The following is a 22,179-nucleotide window of genomic DNA, read 5'->3' as shown; positions in this document are numbered from 1 at the left end:
GATCCACCCGCCCGAACACGTAAGGAGAGTGCCGTGGTGGTCACGTCACAGGGCAACCCCACGACGCCGGTCCCACCGCCGTCCGCCGCGGTGGCCACCACGGCCACCCGACCGGGCAGGCCCCGCACGGTCCGCAAGCCGGGCCGCCACACCCCGACCAGGTCGGCGGCGGCCCGCCGCCGGGACCTGCCGGCCGCCCTGCTGCTGATCCTCCCCGCCGTGGCCGGCTTCGCGGTCTTCTTCGCCTATCCGACCCTGCGCGGCATCTACCTCAGCTTCACCGACTTCCACGTCCTCACCCCGCCGCACTGGGTGGGACTGGCCAACTTCCGGGAGATGTCCGGTGACGACGTCTTCTGGCACTCCCTGCTCGTCACCGTCTACTTCGTCGTCCTGTCCGTGTGCTTCGGCACCTTGATCTCCCTGGTGACGGCGGTGGTGCTGCACCGGGTGGCCCGGTCGTCCGTCCTGCGCGGCGTGATCCTGCTGCCCTTCCTGATCTCCAACGTCATCGCCGCCCTGGTCTGGCAGTGGATGCTCGACCCGCAACTCGGCGTCGTCAACATCGTGCTCAGGCACCTGACCGGCCACTCGATCCTCTTCTTCGGCAGCGGGGGATGGGCGATCCCCTCACTCGCCGCGATCAGCGTCTGGAAGTGGATGGGCTACTACGCCCTGCTGATCTTCGCCGGTCTGCAGACCATCCCGCCGACCATCTACGAGGCGGGCCGGGTCGACGGCGCGAGCGAGGTGCAGATGTTCCGCCGGCTGACGGTGCCCCTGCTGCGACCGATCCTCGTCATGGTGGTCGTCCTGACCGTGATCAACTCCTTCCAGGTGTTCGACATCGTCCAGGTCACCACCAGGGGCGGCCCGGCGAACGCCTCGAACGTGCTTCAGATGTACATCTTCGACAAGGCCTTCCGGCAGTTCGACTTCGGCTACGCCGCCACCCTGTCACTGGCCCTGTTCGCCCTGCTCATCACGGTCACCTTCACCCAGCTGCGGCTCGCCCGCGCGGGCGAGTCCGACCTGAACTGAAGGAGGCCGACGTGGCTGTCACCCTCGCACCCGGCCGGACGGCCGTCCCGCGCCGGCCCCGCCAGGACACCCGCAGGTTCTCACCCGGCAGGATCGCGGCCTGGATCTACCTCGGCATCATCGTCGTGGCCACCCTCTTCCCGTTCTACTGGATCCTGCGCACCGCCCTGTCGAACAACTACAAGCTGGCCACCAACCCCTCCTCGCCGTTGCCGGTCGGCTTCACCTGGGGCGCGTTCGAGCGGGCCCTCGGCATCGCCTCCACCGCCGAGGCGCAGGCCCAGGGCGGCTCCGGAGCCTCCCTCGACATCGCGCTGTACCTGCGCAACTCGCTGATCTACGCGTCCGTGCAGACGGCGCTGATCGTGCTGTTCTCCGCGTGCGCCGCCTACGCCTTCTCCCGACTGCACTGGCGCGGCCGCGACCTGGTGTTCAACGTCCTGATCAGCGCCCTGATGGTCCCCGGGGTGTTCACGCTGCTGCCCAACTTCGTCCTGGTGAAGGACCTCGGCCTCACCAACACCTTCGCCGGGCTGATCCTGCCCGGTGGCCTCTTCCAGGCGTTCACGCTGTTCTTCCTGCGGCAGTTCATGCTGGGGCTGAGCAGCGAGGTCGAGGAGGCCGCCATCATCGACGGCGCCGGACCGCTGCGGATCTTCCTGCGGATCATCCTGCCGATGTCGTCCGCACCGCTCGCCACCGTGTCGCTGCTGATGTTCGTCAACGCCTGGAACGACTACTTCTGGCCGCTGCTGATCACCAACGGGCAGAACGTGCAGCCGCTGACCCTCGCGCTGGGGGTCTTCAAGCAGTCCTCGCCGCAGGCCGCACCGGACTGGGCGGGACTGATGGCCGCCGCGCTCATCGCGGCGCTGCCGATGCTGCTGCTCTTCATCGCCTTCGGCAAGCGCGTCGTCAACTCCATCGGCTTCTCCGGCCTGAAATGACCGGCTCCCCACCTCGATTGGACGACACAGCCATGCACTCCACCGATCTGGTGCTGCGATGGCCCGCGCCCGCGGCCGAGTGGACCGAGGCCGCGCCCGTCGGCAACGGCCGGCTCGGCGCGATGGTCTTCGGCGGCGCCCACCGGGCCCGGATCCAGCTCAACGACTCCACCGTGTGGTCCGGAACCCCCGGCGGACCGGCCACCGCCCTCGCCGCGGTCCGAGCGGCCGGCGCCGGACCGCGGCGGCTCGAGGAGGTCCGCGCCGCGCTCCGCTCCGGCGACCAGGACCGGGCCGAGGCGCTGCTGATGACCTTCGAGGGGCCGTACAGCCAGGAGTACCTGCCCTACGCCGACCTGTGGCTGACCGTTTCCGGCGGCGAGCGGGCCGCCTACGGCGGCCGGACCCTCAACCTCGACACCGCGGTGGCCGAGGAACGCTTCGACCTCGACGGTACGGCGGTGCACCGCCGGGTCTGGGCCGACGCCGTGACGGGCACCCTGTGCGCGACGGTGGACGCGGCGGGCGGCACCGTGGACCTGCGCGTCGAACTGTCCACCCCGCTGCGGGAGGTGCACCGATCGGCCACCGTCAGCGGGCTCACCCTGGGCGTGGAGATACCGGTGGACGGGGCGCCCGCCCACGAACCCGATGTCGCCGAACCCCTGCGGTATGCCGACGGACCCGTCGACGGCTACGACCCCTTCGGCGCGCTCGCCCTCGCCCTGAGCACCGACGGCGCAGTGACCGTCGCGGACGGCAGCCTGCTCGTCGCGGGCGCCTCGCACGTCCTGGTCACCCTCGCCAGTTCCACCAACGCCGCCCGCCACTGGCGCGGACAGCCCTTGGCGGACCGCGCCACCCACCTTGAGGCCGCGCCCCGTACGGCCGCGCACGCCGCCTTCCAGGGCGCCGAGGACCTGCTCGAGGCCCACGAAGCCGATCTGCGCGGCCTCCTCGGCGGCACCGCCCTGCGCATCGGCGGCCGGCGCGGCGGCACCCACGACGTGGCGCGCGACATCCTCAGCGGGGACGACGAACGCCTCACCGCCACCGTGCTGTTCCAGCTCGGCCGCTACCTGCTGGCCACCGCCTCCCGCCCGCACGCCGGTCCCCCGGCCAACCTCCAGGGCATCTGGAACGCCGACCTGCGCCCCGCCTGGTCGTCCAACTACACCCTCAACATCAACACGCAGATGAACTACTGGGGTGCGGAAGCCGCCGGACTCGCCGCCTGCCACGAGCCGCTGTTCGACCTGCTCGACCGGATCGCCGCCCAGGGCAGCGAGGTGGCGCGGCAGCTGTACGGCGCACGAGGCTGGGTGGCGCACCACAACAGCGACCCCTGGGGCTGGGCGCTGCCGGTCGGCATGGGGCACGGCAACCCCTCGTGGGCGATCTGGACGATGGGCGGCGCCTGGCTGTCCCAGCACCTGTGGGACCACTACGAGTTCACCCGCGACCTGGACTTCCTGCGGGAGCGGGCCTGGCCGCTGCTCAGCGGCTGCGCCGAGTTCCTGCTCGACTGGCTGGTCGACGACGGCGCCGGACACCTCGACACCCTCCCCTCGACCTCTCCCGAGAACCTGTTCCTGGATGCCGACGGCACCCCCAGGTCACTGACCCGTTCCTCGGCGATGGACATGGCGTTGACCCGGGCCACCTTCGAACGCGTTCTGAAAGCGGCCGACATCCTCGACCTGGACACCCCGTCGGCCGACGAGATCCGCGCCGCGCTGCCCAGGCTGCGCCCGCCGCGGATCTCCGCCGACGGCCGGCTCCAGGAGTGGGCCGAGGACCTGCCCGAGGCCGACCCGCACCACCGTCACCTCTCCCATCTGTCCGCCGTGCACCCGCTCGGCCTCATCGATCCCGACACCACCCCCGGGCCGGCCGAGGCCGCGCTGAGGTCCCTGGACCGCCGCGGCCCGGGCGCCATGGGCTGGTCCTGGGCGTGGAAGATCGCCCTGCGGGCCCGGCTGCGCGACGCCGCCACCGCACGCGGCCTTCTGCTTCAGGCGAGCCGCCCGCTCGACTGCGACCCCGGCGCCGACGCCCCGGTCGACGGATCCCGGTGGGGCGGACTGCTGCCCAACCTCTTCTCCACCCATCCGCCCTTCCAGATCGACGGCAACTACGGCTTCATGGCCGCCCTCACCGAGATGGTGCTGCAGAGCCACACCGGCACCCTCCACCTGCTGCCCGCCCTGCCCGCCGAGTGGCCGGAGGGCGAGGCGAGGGACCTGCGCTGCCGCGGCGGCCTCGCCGTCGACTTCGCCTGGAGCGGCGGCGCGCTCACCTCGGTCACGGTGCGTCGCCTCGCCGGCGACGACACCGAGCCGGTCCGGATCCGCCACCGGGACCGTGGCCTCGTCGTGCGCGTCCCGGCCAGGACGCAGGTCGCCTTCGACGCGGATCTGCGCCCGCGAGGGGAGCCGGTGCCGTGCTGAGCGAGCAGGATCTGCCCGAGTTGTTCTCCTACCGCAGCGCGTACCGGGAGCCCGCCGACTTCGACGTCTTCTGGAAGGACACCCTCGCCGAGGCACGTGCCCGGCAGGAGGCGACGCTGGATCTGACCCCGGTGGCCACCGGTCTGGAGACCGTGGACGTCTTCGACGCCGTCTTCCCGGGCTTCGACGGGCATCCGGTCCGCGGCTGGCTGCGCATGCCCCGGCGGCGGTCCGGACCCCTGCCCGCCGTGGTGCAGTTCCACGGCTACGGCAGCGGGCGCGGCGCACCCATCGACGACCTGCTGTGGGCGTCGGCCGGATACGCCCATCTGCTGGTGGACGCGCGCGGTCAGGGCGGCGCCTGGGCGGGCGGCGGCGGCACGCCCGACCCGGTCGGCAGCGGCCCGGCGTATCCCGGTTTCCTCACCCGCGGCATCGAGGACCGGACCACCTACGTCTACCGGCGCATCTTCACCGATGCCGTCCGCGCCGTGGAGGCGCTGCGGGGCCGCGCCGATCTGGTGGACCCGGCCAAGGTCGCCGTCGTCGGCCCCAGCCAGGGCGGCGGAATCGCACTCGCGGTCGCCGGACTCGTACCCGGCCTCGCGGCCGCGCACGTCCAGGCGCCGTTCCTGTGCGACATCCGGCAGGCCACCCGGCTCACCGACGCGGATCCCTACGCCGAGATCGTCGGCTATCTGGCCGCCCGCCGGAACCTGGTGGAGCAGACCTTCGAGACGCTCGGCTACTTCGACGGGCTCGCCTTCGCCCGCCGGGCCACCGCCCCCGCCTGGTTCTCCGCCGGGCTGCGCGACGAGGTGTGCCCGCCGGTCACGGCGATCGCCGCGTACCACGCCTACGCCGGGCCCAAGCGCTTGCGGCTGTGGGAGTTCAACGGCCATGACGCCGGCGGTCCCGAGGACCTGGCCACCGCACTGAGCGCGTTCGGCGCGCTCCTGAAGACGTCGTCCCGTCCGCCAGGGGTGCCGTCCCCCGCCCCTGCGTCCTGAAGGAAAGAAGGAACGATGAGAAAAGTGCTGCGACTGCACAAGGCCGTCGCGCTCGGCGCCACGGTCACCCTCGCCGCAGTGGTCTCCGCCTGCTCCTCCGGCTCCTCCGCCGGCGGCGGTTCCCAAACCGTCAACTGGTGGACCTGGGACGACAAGCAGGCCGCCGCGTACCAGGTGTGCGCCACGGACTTCGAGAAGGCCCATCCCGGTGTCACAGTGAAGATCAGCCAGTACAACGTGGCGGACTACTTCACCAAGCTGACCGCCGGGTTCGTGGCCGGCAGCGCGCCCGACGCCTTCCAGAACAGCGTCCAGTTCTTCCAGGCGTACGCGTCCCAGCACCAGCTGATGCCGTTGGACGACTTCATCGCCAAGGACAAGTTCGACCTGTCCCGCTTCTCGGTCGGCGTGGAGGCCTGGAAGTTCACCGACGGCAAGCAGTACGCGTTGCCGCTGGACTGGGCGGCGACCGGCATCTACTACAGCGCGGACGCGCTGGCCAAGGCCGGGTACAGCAAGAAGGACGTCGACTCGCTGACCTGGAACCCCGACGACGGAGGCACGCTGGGCAAGATGATCGCCCACATGACGATCGACGCCAAGGGACGCCGCGGCGACCAGCCGGGCTTCGACAAGGCGCACGTCAAGACGTACGGCTACGGACAGGTCGCAGCCAAGGACTTCATCGGCCAGACCACCTGGAGCCCGCTGGTGGACACCACGGGCTGGCGCCTGGGCGACAAGCCCACCTGGCCGACGGTGTTCAACTACACCGACCCGCGGTTCGTGAAGACCATGGACTGGATCCGCACGCTGACGAACAAGGGCTACGCACCGAAGATCGGTGACTTCGCCAACAGCGTCAGCGACGTGGACCTGCTGGCGTCCGGCAAGGTCGCCATGGAGAGCGCCGGCTCCTGGGAGGCCGCGACCTTCGTGAAGATCCCGAACCTGAAGGTCGGCATCGCCCCCACTCCCTACGGCCCCGACGGCCGGACGAGGGCCGTGCTCAGCAACTCCAACGGCAACAACATCTGGGCCGGCACCAAGAACCCGGACCTGGCCTGGCAGTGGGTTTCCTACATGGGCTCCGAGTCGTGCCAGTCCAAGGCTTCGCAGACGGGTACATTCTTCCCGTCGATCCCGGCCGCCATGGACTCCTCGGCCAAGGCGCTGGCCGCCAAGGGTGTGGACCTGTCCGTCTTCACCGACATGCTGAAGAACAAGGTCCTCTACCCCTCCCCGGTCTACGGCAACGGCGCCGCCCTGCAGGACGCGCTGGAGCCGTTGTTCGAGGCGTACTTCGCCGGTCAGAAGGACGACTCCGTGTTCACGGACATGCGGGACAAGAGCAGGACGCTGCTCGCGAAGAGCTGAACCACCGAAGGCAACCGGTTGTCCGGGCGCCGGACGCGGCCCACGAGCAGGGTCCGTCCGGCGGGCCGGATCCATGAAAGGACTCTGCATGCCTGACACCACCGCGCGAATCGTGACCCTGCGCGCGGCCGGCACCTCACTCGTCGTCGAGCTCGCCGAGCCGGTGCCCAGAGTCCTGCACTGGGGAGCCGACCTGGGCGAGCTGACGGAGGACGGCCTGGCGGCGCTCGCCCTGACCGGTGAGCCCGCCGTGCTGAACAACTCCATCGACATCCCGCGCCGGTTCACCGTCTGGCCCACCGAGGCGGACGGCTGGTCCGGCACCCCGGCCCACCAGGGCCACCTGGCCGGCACCGCCGCCGCACCGCGGCTCAGCCTGGCCGGGACGTCGTACCACCCGCAGGCCGAGGGCGGGGAGCTTTCCCTGGACCTCACCGACGCCGGAGCCGGGCTCGACGTCACCGTCACCTACCGCCTGGAGCCCTCCGGCGTCCTGGGCGTGCAGACGCGGATCGGCCGCCGACCGGACGCCGCCCCGGAGCCGTACGACCTCGCGCAGGTCACCACCATGCTGCCGCTGCCGCGCCGGGCCGCGGAGATCCTGGACTTCACCGGCAAGTGGAGTCGGGAGCGCTCCCCGCAGCGCCGCCCGCTGGGATTCGGCACCTACTCCCGAGAGGTGCGGCGCGGCAAACCCGGCCTGGACTCGCCCTACCTGGTGACGGTCGGCGTGCCGGGGTTCGGTTTCCGCCACGGCGAGGTGTGGGGTGTGCACCTCTCCTGGAGCGGCGACCAGCGGTATCTCGTCGAGCAGCTGCCGGAGGGCGCGGGCACCCATGCCGCGGTGCTCGGCGGCGGAGAGCTGCTGCGGCCCGGGGAGATCCGGCTCGCCCCCGGTGAGTCGTACACCACGCCGGTGTGTCACTTCACCTGGTCCGACCAGGGCCTCGACGGGCTCGCGGACCGTTTCCACACCCTGCTGCGGGCCCGTCCCGCCCATCCGCGCACCCCCCGCCCGCTGATCCTCAACAGCTGGGAGGCGGTGTACTTCGACCACGATCTGGACCGGCTGCTGCGGCTCGCCGACAAGGCCGCCGAGGTCGGTGTCGAGCGTTTCGTGCTCGACGACGGCTGGTTCCGCGGGCGCCGCTCGGACCACGCCGGGCTGGGGGACTGGACGGTGGACCCGGTGGTGTGGCCCGAGGGCCTGACGCCGCTGGTGGACCATGTGCGCTCGCTCGGCATGGAGTTCGGGCTGTGGGTCGAGCCCGAGATGGTCAACCTGGATTCCGACCTGGCCAGGGAACACCCCGACTGGGTCCTCGGCCCGGCGCGCGGCGTCGGACCGTCCTCCCGGCACCAGCACGTCCTGGATCTGGCCAACCCGCAGGTGTGGGACTACCTGCTGGGCGCGCTGGACGCCCTGGTGGACAAGTACGGCATCGCCTACCTGAAGTGGGACCACAACCGGGAGCTCCACGAGGCCGTGCACGGCGGCGCCGACCGCCCGGTCGCGCACGCCCAGGTCCTCGCGCTGTACCGGCTGATCGACGCCCTCAAGGAGCGCCACCCCGGGCTGGAGATCGAGAGCTGCGCCAGCGGCGGCGGCCGGATCGACCTCGGCATCCTGGCCCGCACCGACCGGGTCTGGGCCTCGGACTGCAACGATCCGGTGGAGCGTCAAATGATCCAGCGGTGGACGGCCCAACTGCTGCCGCCCGAGCTGATCGGCGCCCACGTCGGCTCCGGCACCAGTCACACCACCGCCCGGGTCAGCTCGGATGCCTTCCGGCTGACCACGGCCCTGTTCGGGCATGCAGGCATCGAACAGGACATCACCCGGTGCGCCCCCGAGGAACTCGCGCGGCTCACCGCCTGGGCCGCGCTCTACCGGGAACTGCGCCCCCTGCTGCACGGCGGCCGCACGGTCCGCGCCGACCTGGCCGGCGACGCGACCCTGCTGCACGGGGTCGTGGCGCACGACGGTGCCGCCGCGCTCTACTGCTGGGCCCGGGTGGCCACCTCGCCCGAGGGGCAGTCCGGACGGGTGCAGCTGCCCGGCCTCGCCCCCGAGGCCACCTACCGGGTACGGGTCCGTACCGAACTGGGGCTGCCGTCCTTCCACCAGACCTCGGGCCCGGCGTGGCTGACCACCGCACTCGACGACTGGCTCGCGCTCCCCGGTCCGGTGCTCACGGTGGCCGGACTGCCCATGCCCAACCTCAACCCGGACCAGGCACTGCTGCTGGAGGTGCGGCGGAACGACTAGGGAAAGGGCGGGTCGTTGGAGGGTGACCCTGGTGACAGGTCTCCCCCGGGCTCTCGACGTGGCGCCGCCGGCACGGCAGAGTGCTGCTCGTACTCGCCAGTACGCCCATGCGCCAACCACGCCGAGCACCGACAGGGAGCGCCCGTGACCAGCTGGGTCGGCCGGACCGCCGCCGAGATCGCAGCCGCCGTACGGGAGAAGCGGGTCACCCCGCGGGAGGTGGCGGCGGAGCACCTCTCGCGGATCGAGGAGCTGGACGGCCGCGTCGGCGCCTTCCGCCGGGTCCGCACGGAGGCGGCGCTCGCCGAGGCCGACGAGGTCGCGGCACGCGCGGACCTGGCCGATCTGCCGCTGGCCGGCGTTCCCCTGGCGGTCAAGGACAATCTGGCGGTGCGCGGCGAGTCGGCGCGCAACGGCTCGGCCGCGACCCCCGACACGCCCGCCGAGCGGGACCATGTCACGGTGGCCCGGCTGCGCGCGGCGGGCGCGGTGGTGGTCGGTCTGACCAACGTGCCGGAGCTGTGCGTCTTCGGCACCACGGAAGGGGTGCACGGGACCGCCCGGAACCCGTGGGACCTGACGCGCACGGCGGGCGGCTCCTCCGGCGGCAGCGCGGCGGCGGTGGCCGCCGGGATGGTGCCGGTCGCGCTCGGCAACGACGGGATGGGGTCGCTGCGCATCCCGGCCGCGAACTGCGGCCTCGTCACCATCAAGCCCGGCCACGGCGTGATCCCCGCGGGCATCGGCAACGGCGACTGGTTCGGCATGTCCGAGAACGGGCCGCTGGCGACGACGGTCGAGGACGCACGGCTGATGTTCGACGTCCTGGCGGGGACAGGACAGGATCACGCGCCCAGGACCGCGCCACGCAGGGTCGCGCTCTCCCTGCGCAGCCCCCTGCTCGGCGTCACGGTGAGCCGCCCGTACGCGGACGCGGCCCGGGCGGCGGGGGCACTGCTGTCGAGGGCCGGTCACGACGTGCGGCCGGACGAGCCGCCGTACCCCTGGTGGCTGGGCACGACGTCGCTGGCGCACTGGACGGCGGGTACCTCGGTGGACGCGGAGGACCTCGATCCGCGGCGGCTGGCCCGGCGCACCCGGGTGCACGCGGCGGTGGGGCGGCGTTTCGTCGGGAGCGTGCGGTCCGGTGACCGGCGCGAGCAACTGCGTCGGCTCCTCGAACCGTTCTTCGCCGCGCACGACGTGCTGCTCACCCCGGCGCTCGCCCGTCGCGGCCCGGTCGCCGATGCCTGGCACGAGCGCGGCTGGCTGCGCAACGTGCTGACGAACACCGCCTACTCCCCCATAACCCCGCCCTGGAACCTCACGGGCTGGCCGGCGATGTCGGTCCCGTTCGGCACCCTCCCGAACGGCGCGCCCTGCGCGGTGCAACTGGTGGGACGGCCGGGCTCGGAGCGGGAACTGCTGGCGGTGGCGGGCCAGTTGGAGTCCCTGGGGCCCTGGCGGCGCACCGCCCCGCTGGGCCGGGGCGGTGCCACACGCTCCGAACCGGCCGGTTGACACCCGTCCTACCGGTTGGACTTCGCGACGCTGATGTCACCGAGCGCCGACTCCGGGTCCCGCTCGATGGCCAGGTCGCCGAGGGACACGATACCCACGGGCTCCCCGTTCTCGACGACCGGGACACGGCGCACGGAGTGCTCGCGCATCAGCCGTAGCGCGCGGTCCAGTTCGTCCTCGGGGCTCACGGTGACCAGGTCGCCGCTGCACGCGCGATCCACCGTGGTCTCCCGCGGGTCCGCTCCCTCCGCGACCGTGCGGACCACCAGGTCGCGGTCGCTGACCAGCCCGCGCAGCCGGTCGCCCTCCGTCACGAGGACCGCGCCGATGTTCTGGTCGCGCATCACCTGGGCCACGGTCGCCACCGGGGTCTGCGGTCCGACCGTCACGGGTGCGGCGGTCATGATGTCGCGTACGTGCTGGGCCATCATGTCTCCCTTCGCGCAACGCTGCGGTGCCGGTCACCGCGCTCGGCCGCCGGGTACCCGGCGAACCCGACGCCTCACCCGGCCGTTTCGGGCGATGCGCACGGGGCGTTCCGCAGAAAGGCTGCGCACCTCACGGCGGCCCGTTTCCGCGCGCCGTCCCTGGGGACTCGGTCAGCAAGCGCCGTGAGGCCCCGGTGAGATGAGGTCCGGCGCTCGAGGATGCAGAAGGAAGATGAACTGCCGTGACCGCACAGCCAAGTGAGAAGCCCGCCGTCCGCTCGCCCGAGACCGGTTGGGCGCAGGCCCGCCGCCTGCGCGACAACCGCCTGCGCACCTGTGTGCCGGCTGTCGACGACGGGAAGAGGCCCTGGCCGCGCCGCGACCCCGAGGGAAACATCGTCCGGGGCGAGGACTGAGGCCGGAGAACAGCCGGGCCATTTGGCTGCCGCGTACACGCTTCACCGACGAGGGCGTGGGTACCCAGGCGGGGCAAGCGAACGCGAGCGCGCGGCGCTTCCCCATGGGCACGGGAGGGCGTCCCCCTCCGCGGCCCGTTTCGCCGCGTGGACGAGACGCCCGGAAGGCGGCAACCACATGAGCGAGAACCCGGTCAAAGGCATCAAGGACAAGGTGGTCGACGCGCTGAGTGGCGACGGGCAGGCGGAGGGCGGCATCCCCGGCAGGCCCGGCGCCGAGCCGCCCGAGGTGGCGGAGCCCACCGAGCCAAGGCCGCCGCTGCCGCCCAAGCCCGACCAGGAGGCCCCGGCCGCGATCAGCCCGACCGGCCGCCCCACGGAAGCGGACCCGACGGCGCGGGCCCAGGGCGGCCCCTACCTCACCACCGCGCAGGGCAACCGCCTGTACGACACGGACCACTCCCTGAAGGCCGGTGAGCGCGGGCCCGTCCTGCTCCAGGATCACCATCTGCGCGAGAAGATCACCCACTTCGACCACGAGCGCATCCCCGAGCGCGTCGTCCACGCCCGCGGCGCCGCGGCCCACGGCGTGTTCCAGAGCTACGGCACCGCCGCGAACGTCACCAAGGCGGCCTTCCTCCAGCGGGACGCCGAGACACCGGTGTTCGTACGGTTCTCCACGGTGCTCGGCTCCCGGGGGTCGGCCGACACGGTGCGCGACACCCGGGGCTTCGCGACCAAGTTCTACACCGGTGAAGGTGTCTTCGACCTGGTCGGCAACAACATCCCGGTGTTCTTCATCCAGGACGCGATCAAGTTCCCGGACGTCGTCCACGCCGCGAAGCCGCACCCCGACCGGGAGATCCCGCAGGCACAGAGCGCGCACGACACGTTCTGGGACTTCGTCACCCTGCACACCGAGGCCACGTTCCACACGATGTGGAACATGTCCGACCGGGGCATTCCGCGCTCGTTCCGCATGATGGAGGGCTTCGGCGTCCACACCTTCCGGCTGGTCGACGCCGAGGGCGCCACCACACTGGTGAAGTTCCACTGGAAGCCGAAGCTCGGCGTGCACTCCCTGGTGTGGGAGGAGGCCCAGCTCATCGGCGGCACGGACCCTGACTTCCACCGGCGCGACCTGGCCGACGCGATCGAGGCGGGCGCGTATCCGCAGTGGGAGCTGGGCATCCAGACCTTCCCGGACACTCCCGAACAGACCTTCGAGGGTATCGATCTGCTGGACCCGACGAACATCGTCCCCGAGGAACTGGCACCGGTGCAGCCGGTCGGTCTGCTCACGCTGAACGCCAACCCGTCGAACTTCTTCGCCGAGACCGAGCAGGTCGCCTTCCACCCCGGTCATCTCGTGCCCGGCATCGACATCACCGACGACCCGCTGCTGGCCGGCCGCCTCTTCTCCTACCTGGACACCCAGATCACCCGCCTGGGCGGACCCAACTTCGCGCAGATCCCGGTGAACCGCCCGCACGCCCCGGTGAACGACATGCTGCGCGACGGCATGCACCAGACCGCCGTGCACACCGGGGTGGCCCCCTACCGGCCCAACTCCCTCGACGGCGGCTGCCCGTTCGTTGCCGGCACGGACGGCTCTGCGGGCACGGGCGACCACGCGTACGTCGAGGCCCCGGTGCGGATCCCCGAGGCGACGAAGTCCCGCACGGCGCCGGCGTCCTTCGCGGACCACTTCACCCAGCCGAGGATGTTCTGGCTGAGCCTGAGCCCGGTGGAACGGGAGCACCTGGTGGCCGCCTACACCTTCGAACTCGGCAAATGCTACGAACAGGCCGTCAAGGAACGAGGGCTGCGGGTACTCGCCAACATCGACCCCGAGCTGTGCGCACAGGTCGCCGCCGGCCTCGGCCTGCCCGCGCCCGAGGCCACCGTGCCGATCGTCGCGGTCGACCCCAGCCCCGCCCTGTCGCAGGTGGGCGAGACCTGGCCGCTGGACGGGCGCGTCATCGGCGTCGTCACCGACGGCAGCACCGACCTGGACGGTCTGCGCACGGTGCGGGACGCGGTGTTCACCGCGGGCATGGTGCCGCTGGTCATCGCTCCCACCGGCGGCAAGCTCGACCCGGACGGCGAGCCCATCTCCGTCCAGCGCAGCTTCGCCACCGCCCGGTCCGTCGAGTACGACGCCGTGCTGGTGGTCGGCGCTCCGGCGCCCGCCCCCGACGCGTACGGCGCACGCGACGCGAAGGCCGGGGAGCCCGGAGCCGACGGCAGCGTCGATCCCCGGGTGCTGCTGATGCTGGCGGAGGCCTTCCGGCACGGCAAGGCGATCGGTGGCTGGGCCGGCGCCGAGGCCGCGCTCCAGGCGGCCGGTGTGCCCACGGACGCTCCCGGAGTGGTGACCGCCCAGACCGGTTCCGGCGCGCTCCAGCAGATCTCCGGGCTGCTGACGAAGCACCGCGTGTGGGAGCGGTTCGCCTCCCGGGTGTGACCGTCGCCGGCCCCCACGTCGGTGTGTCGAACCGGGCGCCCCGGGGACTCGGACCGGGAGCCCGGTACTCGGAAGACCGGTGCGATCCCGCCATGCGGTGAGACCGGAGGAGCAGAACATGCGAGCACTGACCTGGCAGGGCCGACGCGACGTCCGCGTGGAGACCGTCCCCGACCCCCGGATCGAGAAGCCCGACGACATCATCGTCAGGGTCACGTCCAGCGGCATCTGCGGTTCCGACCTCCACCTGTACGAGCTCTTCGGTCCGTACATCGACCAGGGTGACGTCCTGGGCCACGAACCCATGGGCATCGTCGAGGAGGTCGGGCCGCAGGTTCGCACGCTCAAGCCGGGCGACCGGGTGGTCATCCCGTTCAACGTCTCATGCCGTGACTGTTTCATGTGCAACCAGGGCCTGCACTCGCAGTGCGAGACGACCCAGGTCCGCGAGCGCGGCACCGGCGCCTCCCTGTTCGGGTACACCAAGCTGTACGGACAGGTGCCGGGCGGGCAGGCGGAGCTGATGCGGGTGCCGTTCGGCGACAGGCTGCCCATCAAGGTGCCCGAGGGGCCGCCCGGACGACCGCTATGTGTACCTGTCCGACGTGCTGCCGACCGCCTGGCAGGCGGTGGAGTACGCGGCGGTGCCGGAGGGCGGCAGCGTGGCCGTCCTCGGCCTCGGGCCCATCGGCGACATGTGCACCAGGATCGCCCGGCACCGGGGCGCCGGTCTGGTCATCGGCGTGGACCTGGTGGACGAGCGGCTGGAGCGCGCCGCGGCGCACGGAGTCACCTGCTTCGACCTCCGCCGGCACAGCGGAAAGGACCTGACCGAGGCCGTGCGGGAGCTGACCGACGGGCGGGGGCCGGACTCCGTGATCGACGCCGTCGGCATGGAGGCGCACGGCGCGCCGTTCGCCAAGGCCGCGCAGTGGCTCACCGGTCATCTGCCCGACGCGGTGGCGCAACCACTGATGGAACACGCGGGAGTGGACCGGCTGGGGGCCCTGCACACGGCCATCGACCTGGTACGCCGCGGCGGCACCCTGTCGATCTCCGGGGTGTACGGCGGGGCCGCGAGCCCCGTGCCCCTGCTGACCATGTTCGACAAGCAGGTCCAGGTGCGCATGGGCCAGGCGAACGTCTGGAACTGGGTGGAGGACATCCTGCCCCTGCTCACGGACGAGGACCCCCTCGGCGTGGACGGCTTCAAGACGCACGCCATGCCGCTGGAGGACGCCCCCAAGGCGTACGCGATGTTCCAGGCCAAGGAAGACGGCATGATCAAGACCCTGCTCAAGCCGTGACCGCCCCGAGGACGGAACCCGAGGTGACGTACCCATGCCGACGACGGAACTGTCGACCGACGACCTGCGTGACATCGCCGAGCGGCTGACCGCCGAGGCGGACGCGCTGCGCGTGGAGCTCGCGGCGGCCGAGGCGCAGATGTCCGCCCTGTCCGCGGACTGCGACCTGGACGCGGGCGACGCGAGCGCGAAGACGGCCGCCCTCGAAAGCCTGCGCACGGACACCGAGCGCGCCCGGACGTTGCTGGACCGGATCCTCACCACCCTGTCCCGGGTGGGGGCGCCCGACTTCGGCCGGTGCACGGCCTGCGGCGGCGAGATCGGCCGCGACCGACTGCTGGCGGTGCCCCACACGGACCGCTGCATCGCCTGCGCACGGACGGGGACGGACGCCGGCATGTGAAGCCTGCGTCCGTCCCCGTCCGTGCGTCCCTGTCCCGCCCGTCCCCGTCCCGTGCGTCCCCGTCCGACGCCCGAACCGCGGCCGGCGTGCGCCCGGTACCCCAGGGGCGTCGTCAGACGTCCCGCTGCTCCAGCGGCCGTACGGCCGGGCCCTGCAGGACGCGTCCGTCGGTGTCGAAGCGGGAACCGTGGCAGGGGCACTCCCACGCCTGCTCGGCGCGGTTGAAGGCGACGAGGCAGCCCAGGTGGGTGCAGCGCGCCGACACGGCGTGCAGCTGCCCCGAGTCGTCCCGGGACACGGCGCACACATGGCCGCCGACGCGCAGTACCGCGCCGTCTCCCGGGGCGACGTCGTCGACCGAGCCGCCGCCGATGAACGGCGCCACACGATCACCCACGAAGTGCTGGGCGACCTTCGCCTGGTATTTGAGGAAGGCGGGCGCCTCCCTCAGGACCGTGCCGACCCGGCGCGGGTCGTACAACTGCGCCCACGGCGGCTCGCGCCCGTCGATCAGCGCGGACAGCAGGAGCCCCGCCATGACACCGCCGCTGAGCCCCCAGCCGCCGAAGCCCGTGGCGACGTAGGTGTGGCGGCTCGCCGGGTGCAGGAGCCCGACCAGCGGCACGGTGTCCGAGGAGTCGTTGTCCTGGGTGGCCCAGCGGTGCCTGAACTCCAGGGGCCCGAAGTGCTCGGTGGCCCAGTCGGCCAGTCGGGTGAGGTGTTCCCCTGTGTCGGAGGTGCCCGGGGTGAAGTGCTCGCCGGTGACGATCAGCAGACGCGTGCCGTCCTGGTAGGGGGTGGTGCGGATCGACCGCGTGTTCTCCTCGGGGGTGATGTACATGCCCCGCGGCGCGCGTCCGGCGTCGATCGGTGCCGTCAGCACGACCTCGCGGCGCGGCGAGAGCCGGGCGAAGAGCATCGCGCGGTCGAAGATCGGGTAATGGGTGGCCACCACGACGTCCCGTGCGGTGACCGTGTGCCCGGCCTCGGTGGTCAGACGGCAGGGCTCGCCTTCGTGGAGTCCGACCACGCGGGTGTGCTCGTACAGCTGCCCGCCGCCGCGCGCCAGCTCCTCGGCGAGCGCGAGGAGGTACTTGCGCGGGTGGAACTGCACCTGGTCGGCCACCCTGACCGCGCCCGCCACGGGAAACGGCAGATCCATGTCGGTGACGAACTCGGCGGGCAGCCCCGCCTCCCGCGCGGCCTCCGCCTCGGCGCGCAGCTCGGACACACGGTCGTGGTCCGTCGCGTAGGTGAACGCCGGTGCGGTCTCCCAGTCGCAGTCGATGCCGAGTTCGTCCACCAGCTCGGCGGCGCGGCCGATCGCCTCCAGTTGGGAACGGCCGTACAGGCGTGCGCCGTCCGCGCCCCGGGTGCGGCGCAGTCGCTGGTAGACGAGGGAGTGCAGCGCGGAGAGCTTGGCGGTCGTGTACCCGGTGACGCCCTCGGCGAGGCGTCCGGCCTCCAGCACGGCGACGCTGCGGCCGCCGCGCGCCACCTCCCAGGCGGTGCTCAGGCCCGCGACCCCGCCCCCGACGACGGCCACGTCGACGGTGATGTCCTCGGTGAGGGCCGGCCGGGGAACCCCGGGTGCCGTTTCGATCCAGTACGACGTCTGCGTGCCGGTGTGGTCACTCATGGCGCACCGAGTTCCCCGGGGCGGGCCGTCGAAGCGCGGCCGGTCAGGGCAGTGGCGTGCCGCCCGTGGCGTTGACGATCTCGGCGGTGATGTAGCTCGCGTGCTGGGAGGCGAGGAAGACGTACGCGGGAGCGATCTCGGCCGGCTGGGCGGGCCTGCCCAGGGGTGCCTGCTTGCCGAAATTGGTGGTGTCCGGGAGCGTGGCCGGGATCAACGGGGTCCACACGGGCCCCGGGGCCACCGCGTTCACCCGGATGCCGTCGGAGGCGACCATCTGCGCCAGCCCCTGCGTGAAGGTGACGATGGCGCCCTTGGTCGTGGCGTAGTCGAGCAGGTGCGGACTGGGCTTGTACGCCTGGACGGACGTCGTGTTGATGATCGATCCGCCGGGCGGGATGTGCGGCAGAGCCTTCTTGCAGAGCCAGAACATCCCGTACAGGTTCGTCCGCATCACCCGGTCGAACTGCTCCGTGGTGATGGCCTGGATGCCGTCGGACTGGGCCATCTGGTACGCCGCGTTGTTGACCAGGACATCGATGCGTCCGAACTCGGAGAGCGCCCGTTCGATCAGCCGGTCGCACTGCTCCTCGTCACGGATGTCGCAGGACACCGGGACCGCCTTGCGGCCCGCCTCTTCCACGAGACGCGCCGTCTCACGGGCCTCGCCGCTCTCCTGCTCCAGGTGGGTGAACAGGATGTCCGCGCCCTCCCGCGCGTAGGCGAGCGCGACGGCGCGTCCGATCCCGGAGTCGCCGCCGGTGATGACGGCCTTCCGGTCCGTGAGGAGGCCGCTGCCGCGGTACGACTCCTCCCCGTGGTCCGGCGGCGGGTCCATGGGGCCGGTCCAGCCCGGATGCGGCTGGTCCTGCTGGGGGAACTCCGGCTGGGGATGCTGCTGTCCGGGGTGCTGAGGTGCGTTGTCGTTCACGGTGCGCCGAGTCCCCCCGCCGGACGGGATCGACACATGCACGGACGCATCGAAACAGACGCATCGAACACATCATTCGCGCACATATATTCGACTGAGAGAGTCCCTACAGCGCCCGGTACATGACGTGCAGGCCCACCCTCCCGAACCGGGGATGGTCGTACGCGTCCGGAACGGTGCCCACGATCGCGAACCCGAGTGACGTCCACAGCGCCACCGCGGGGTTGGTCTCGACGACCGCGTTGAAGACCATGCCCCGGTAGCCCTGGGCCTTGGCCGCGGCCAGGATGTACTCGGCGAGAGCGCGGCCGATGCCCTGTCCCGCGTGGTCGGGGTCCACCATGAAACCGGCGTTGGCGATACCGGCCGCGGGGCCACCGTAGTTGGGCGTCACGTAGGCCGAGCCGACGACCGCTCCGGTGTCGTCCTCGGCGACGTACACGCGTTTGGCCGGCGCCATCCACAGGGCGCGGGCCGCCCCCTCAGAAGTGTCCGGGTCCCAGGTGTAGGTCTCCCCGGCGGCGACGATCCGGTGCCAGAACGGCCAGATGCGCGGCCAGTCGCCGGCCGCGGCTGCTCTGATCAGCATGGGCGTGAGTCTGGCACGCCCATGCCGTCAGCGATCACGACGGGGCCGACGGGTCAGTCCACACTCGGCAGGATGTGCGGCTCGGCGAGGTCGTCCTCGTAGCCGGCCAGCCGGATGGGGGCGGAACGGGCCCACACGTCCAGGCTGCCGAGCTTCTTCTCGGTACGACGGCCCCCGCGCTCCGTGCGTTCCTTGGGGCGCTGTTCGTGATGCGTCGTCTTCTCCGGTGTCACCGCGCACTCCTTATGTGTCGGGTAACCCTCAGGACGTTCCGGTCCAGTGTGCCGCTGTGCCCTCGACGTCCGGTCGGGTATGAGTCAGAAAGGTCGGACGCGGTGGCGCCGGCAACTCGTGCGGGAGCAGGCCGTGGTGACCGGCCTGTTCCAGGACGGACCGTGGGTGTGGGTAGGACCCCAATGGCTGTCCGTACACCTCAGGTTAACCAAATGAGCGGGCTCCCGCTCGATGGGGCTGAAACAAGCGTGTAACTGTCTTGAGTCGTACGGCTTCCAACGGTCGCGCTTTCCGCCGTTTTGGCGGCGTTCAACATGGTTCGCGGCCACCCGTTCGGTCCCCTCCTCGAACTGCTCACCGGTACGGCAGGTGTACGGACCGGCGCTCACGGTGCTCGGTTCAGGTCCCGTTGGCCGATACGCGAGCTCACCCTGATCCGCTGATGACCGGCAACGGACAAGCGGCCTGCGCACCGGGCGCGTAGAAGTGGGCGCGGACACGGCGCAGCCATGCCTCGACGGCCGTCTCGTCGGGCCGTTCCGGCAGCGCGGCGCGCGCCTCGCCGAAGGCGTTCTCGTAGTAGCGGAGCAGGGGCAGCGCGGCCGTCGGGTCGGCGGCGACGCGCTCCCCGAACTCGTGGTACTCCTGCGGGTTCTCCACGCGGAGGGTCAGGCGCCCGGTGGTGTACAGCTCCAGGCCCTGGTGGCAGAGCCGCTTGAGGTGGCGGGCGTGTTTGGCGGTGCGTCTGCGCGTGTCGGCGGAGAGGGAGCCGTCCGCTCGGGCCTCCAGGCGGCGGAACTGCTGGGTTGCGTAGCCGAGATAGGCGTCACGGACCCGCTTGGCGCACAGGAAGGACGCCCGGATGCCGATCAGCTCCTCGCCGAGCGCGGTGCGCACCTCGTACAACTCGTCCGGGAGCCAGACCAGTTCCGTCGCGGTCGGATTGCCGCCGAGCGCGAGCCGGCACCACTTCGCGGCCTCGTGCAGGGTGCGGTCCGGGGCGGTGGAGACGTGGGACTCCTTGGGCGGGTGCAGTCCGTGCAGCCGCTCCGTGGCCGCCGCGAACAGGCCGAGCCGGTCCACGTCGGATCCCTCGTGGGCGAGCCCGTACGCGGTCGAGCCGACGATGCCGGACAGCAGGACGTTCGGAACGGTCACGGTCGCCCGCCTCCCTTGGTTCTCACGCTGCGCCGGGACGGCCGCGGTCAGTGGGGACTCGAGGTCATGGCGGGGCGTTAACCGCAGGGGCGGCACCACGGCGAAGGGTTTTCGCACGTACGCCCCGGGGCCTCCGCCTCCGGGGCGCACGCCGTACGGGACAGGCGGTCGCTCAGGGGAACAGCGCGATCCCGAACAGGATCAGCAGGATGATGCCGACGATCATCATGACGGTGGCCCAGGTGCTGCGGTGCTTCACCGGCTCGGTGGGGCCGCCGCCGCGCGGCCGGTCCTCCGGCAGGACGCAGTCCGCCGGACGATCGGACATGTAGAACTGTTCGTCGCTCGGGTAGACGTTGCGGGGATCACCGGCGGCGCGGGGATCGATCTCATGTGGAGTGGACATGGGACCTCCTTGCGCGGTGCTCGTCGAGGACGAGTTCCCGGCCGGCGCCGGATGACGCGTCAAGGGCGCCGCGTCACCGCCTTCGGGCCGCTTCCGGGCTCACCACTTCCCCGGCGCGTAGTCCTTCAGGAAGACGCCGTACAGGTCCTCGCCCTGTTCGCCGCGCACAATCGGATCGTATACCCGGGCCGCGCCGTCGACGAGGTCGAGCGGCGCGTGGAAGCCCTCGTCCGCCAGGCGCACCTTGTCCGGGTGCGGGCGCTCATCGGTGATCCACCCGGTGTCGACGGCGGTCATCAGGATGCGGTCCTTCTCGAACATCTCCTGGGCGCTGGTGCGGGTGAGCATGTTCAGGGCGGCCTTGGCCATGTTGGTGTGCGGGTGGCCGGCGCCCTTGTAGCCGCGGCTGAAGACGCCCTCCATGGCGGAGACGTTCACGATGTAGGTGCGGCGGGCCTGCGACGCCGCCATCGCCGGGCGCAGGCGGCTGATCAGGATGAAGGGCGCCGTCGAGTTGCACAGCTGGACCTCGAGCAGCTCGATGGGCGTGACCTCCTCGACCGTCTGCACCCAGCTGTTGGTGTCGTGCAGGTCGGGGACGAGGCCGCCCGCGTCGATGGCCGTACCGGCGGCGATGCGTTCCAGGGACGCCGAGCCGGAGACCAGCGCGAGGTCGGTGACGTCCTGCGCGGTCAGCGCGCCGCCGCCGGCCACGGGCAGCGCGGCCACGGCCCCGGAGCCGAACGTGCCGATGACCTCGGCGGCCGGCAGCTCGCCCGCCGGGAGCGGGGCGGACTCGGCTGCCACGAGTTCGCTGTAGGCCTGCGGGGAGCGGCGCACGGTCTGCGCCGCGTTGTTGATCAGGATGTCCAGCGGTCCCTCGGCGGCGACCGAGTCGGCGAGCGCCACCACCTGGGCCGGGTCGCGCAGGTCGATGCCGACGATCTTCAGCCGGTGGATCCACTCGTCGCTGTCGGGCTGGGCCTTGAAGCGGCGGATCGCGTCGTTCGGGAAGCGCGTGGTGATCGTGGTGTGGGCGCCGTCGCGCAGCAGGCGCAGCGCGATGTACATGCCGATCTTGGCGCGGCCACCGGTGAGCAGGGCGCGCTTGCCGGTGAGGTCGGCCCGGGCGTCGCGGCGGGCCCGGTTCTCGGCGGCGCACTTCTGGCAGAGCTGGTGGTAGAAGTAGTCGACCTCGACGTAGCGGGTCTTGCACACGTAGCAGGAGCGGGGGCGCTGGAGTATCCCCGCGATCCGGCCGGCCTCGGTGGCCGAGGACGGCAGGATGCCCTCGGTCTCGTCGTCGATGCGCTGCGCGGAGCCGGTGGCGGTGGCCTCGGTGACCGCCTTGTCGTGGGCGGTCTTGGCGGCACGGCGCTCCTGGCGGCGGCGCTGCTTGACCGTGCGGTAGATGTGCGAGGTGGCGCGGCGCACCTTGATCGCGTCGGGGTGGTCGACGTCGAGCTTGTCCAGCTCCTCGAGCACACTGAGGCAGACGGCGAGACGCTCCGGGTCGATGCCGGGCCCGTACGCCACCTCGTCCATGGCCGCCGGGCCGTCCTGTGTCACCGTCATCGCGCTGCCGTTCC

At 71.7% G+C, this 22,179-nt stretch carries 18 protein-coding genes and 1 pseudogene; 11 read left to right on the top strand and 8 right to left on the bottom strand.

All coding sequences use genetic code 11. The annotated features are described in order from the left end of the window. Window positions 1-33: 33 nt before the first annotated feature. The 7 genes from SY2F82_RS32845 (at window position 34) to SY2F82_RS32815 (ending at window position 10,615) form a co-directional block, all read left to right on the top strand. Window positions 34-1,041, top strand: coding sequence for a carbohydrate ABC transporter permease (locus SY2F82_RS32845; RefSeq protein ID WP_200421882.1), 1,008 nt, complete (start codon window positions 34-36; stop codon window positions 1,039-1,041). A gap of 11 nt (window positions 1,042-1,052) precedes the next feature. After that, window positions 1,053-1,988: a carbohydrate ABC transporter permease gene (locus SY2F82_RS32840; protein ID WP_200421883.1), complete on the top strand. Its 936-nt coding sequence runs from the start codon at window positions 1,053-1,055 to the stop codon at window positions 1,986-1,988. Between the two features lie 32 nt (window positions 1,989-2,020). Then, the gene (locus SY2F82_RS32835) at window positions 2,021-4,438 is read left to right on the top strand and encodes a glycoside hydrolase N-terminal domain-containing protein (protein ID WP_200421884.1); all 2,418 of its coding nucleotides are present in this window, start codon (window positions 2,021-2,023) and stop codon (window positions 4,436-4,438) included. Then, the gene (locus tag SY2F82_RS32830; protein ID WP_200421885.1) at window positions 4,432-5,448 is read left to right on the top strand and encodes an acetylxylan esterase; all 1,017 of its coding nucleotides are present in this window, start codon (window positions 4,432-4,434) and stop codon (window positions 5,446-5,448) included. Before SY2F82_RS32835 ends, SY2F82_RS32830 begins: the two co-directional genes overlap by 7 nt. 15 nt (window positions 5,449-5,463) lie before the next feature. After that, window positions 5,464-6,825, top strand: a complete 1,362-nt coding sequence (locus tag SY2F82_RS32825; RefSeq protein WP_200421886.1) for a sugar ABC transporter substrate-binding protein — start codon at window positions 5,464-5,466, stop codon at window positions 6,823-6,825. An 88-nt stretch (window positions 6,826-6,913) separates the two neighbouring features. Then, window positions 6,914-9,094 (top strand): alpha-galactosidase, encoded by a 2,181-nt coding sequence (locus SY2F82_RS32820; RefSeq protein ID WP_200421887.1) that lies wholly within the window; start codon window positions 6,914-6,916, stop codon window positions 9,092-9,094. A 144-nt stretch (window positions 9,095-9,238) separates the two neighbouring features. Beyond that, window positions 9,239-10,615: an amidase gene (locus SY2F82_RS32815; RefSeq protein ID WP_200421888.1), complete on the top strand. Its 1,377-nt coding sequence runs from the start codon at window positions 9,239-9,241 to the stop codon at window positions 10,613-10,615. A gap of 8 nt (window positions 10,616-10,623) precedes the next feature. Here the strand turns inward: SY2F82_RS32815 and SY2F82_RS32810 are convergent, their stop codons facing one another. Next, window positions 10,624-11,043 (bottom strand): CBS domain-containing protein, encoded by a 420-nt coding sequence (locus SY2F82_RS32810; protein ID WP_200422145.1) that lies wholly within the window; start codon window positions 11,041-11,043, stop codon window positions 10,624-10,626. Between the two features lie 242 nt (window positions 11,044-11,285). Between SY2F82_RS32810 and SY2F82_RS32805 the strand changes: the two genes are divergently transcribed. From SY2F82_RS32805 to SY2F82_RS32790, 4 genes and pseudogenes are all read left to right on the top strand, one after another. Continuing rightward, window positions 11,286-11,459, top strand: a complete 174-nt coding sequence (locus SY2F82_RS32805; RefSeq protein ID WP_200421889.1) for a hypothetical protein — start codon at window positions 11,286-11,288, stop codon at window positions 11,457-11,459. A gap of 178 nt (window positions 11,460-11,637) precedes the next feature. Next, window positions 11,638-13,926 carry a catalase gene (locus tag SY2F82_RS32800; protein WP_200421890.1) on the top strand — a complete coding sequence of 763 codons (2,289 nt, stop codon included), beginning with the start codon at window positions 11,638-11,640 and terminating at the stop codon, window positions 13,924-13,926. A gap of 118 nt (window positions 13,927-14,044) precedes the next feature. Continuing rightward, window positions 14,045-15,233, top strand: a pseudogene (locus tag SY2F82_RS32795) (alcohol dehydrogenase catalytic domain-containing protein). 34 nt (window positions 15,234-15,267) lie between these two features. Next, entirely contained in the window at window positions 15,268-15,636 is a 369-nt protein-coding gene (locus tag SY2F82_RS32790) for a TraR/DksA C4-type zinc finger protein (RefSeq protein ID WP_200421891.1), read from the top strand. Window positions 15,637-15,748: 112 nt separating this feature from the next. Here the strand turns inward: SY2F82_RS32790 and SY2F82_RS32785 are convergent, their stop codons facing one another. The 7 genes from SY2F82_RS32785 to SY2F82_RS32755 form a co-directional block, all read right to left on the bottom strand. Beyond that, on the bottom strand, window positions 15,749-17,275 hold the full coding sequence (locus SY2F82_RS32785; RefSeq protein ID WP_200421892.1) for an FAD-dependent oxidoreductase: 1,527 nt from the start codon (window positions 17,273-17,275) through the stop codon (window positions 15,749-15,751). Window positions 17,276-17,318: 43 nt separating this feature from the next. Then, a complete protein-coding gene (locus SY2F82_RS32780; RefSeq protein ID WP_200421893.1) occupies window positions 17,319-18,203 on the bottom strand; it encodes an SDR family oxidoreductase in 885 nt (294 codons plus the stop codon). Window positions 18,204-18,309: 106 nt separating this feature from the next. Continuing rightward, on the bottom strand, window positions 18,310-18,792 hold the full coding sequence (locus SY2F82_RS32775) for a GNAT family N-acetyltransferase (RefSeq protein WP_200421894.1): 483 nt from the start codon (window positions 18,790-18,792) through the stop codon (window positions 18,310-18,312). A gap of 53 nt (window positions 18,793-18,845) precedes the next feature. Then, window positions 18,846-19,025: a hypothetical protein gene (locus SY2F82_RS32770; protein WP_200421895.1), complete on the bottom strand. Its 180-nt coding sequence runs from the start codon at window positions 19,023-19,025 to the stop codon at window positions 18,846-18,848. A gap of 427 nt (window positions 19,026-19,452) precedes the next feature. After that, complete coding sequence (locus tag SY2F82_RS32765) at window positions 19,453-20,184, bottom strand: DNA polymerase beta superfamily protein (RefSeq protein ID WP_200421896.1); 732 nt, start codon at window positions 20,182-20,184, stop codon at window positions 19,453-19,455. 172 nt (window positions 20,185-20,356) lie between these two features. Then, window positions 20,357-20,590 carry a hypothetical protein gene (locus SY2F82_RS32760; RefSeq protein ID WP_200421897.1) on the bottom strand — a complete coding sequence of 78 codons (234 nt, stop codon included), beginning with the start codon at window positions 20,588-20,590 and terminating at the stop codon, window positions 20,357-20,359. Between the two features lie 99 nt (window positions 20,591-20,689). Beyond that, on the bottom strand, window positions 20,690-22,165 hold the full coding sequence (locus tag SY2F82_RS32755) for an SDR family oxidoreductase (protein ID WP_200421898.1): 1,476 nt from the start codon (window positions 22,163-22,165) through the stop codon (window positions 20,690-20,692). Between the last annotated feature and the right edge of the window lie 14 nt (window positions 22,166-22,179).

Source organism: Streptomyces sp. Y2F8-2 (assembly GCF_014905555.1).
Taxonomy (GTDB): Bacteria; Actinomycetota; Actinomycetes; order Streptomycetales; family Streptomycetaceae; genus Streptomyces; species Streptomyces cynarae.
This window is presented reverse-complemented; position numbering and strand designations above follow the sequence as displayed.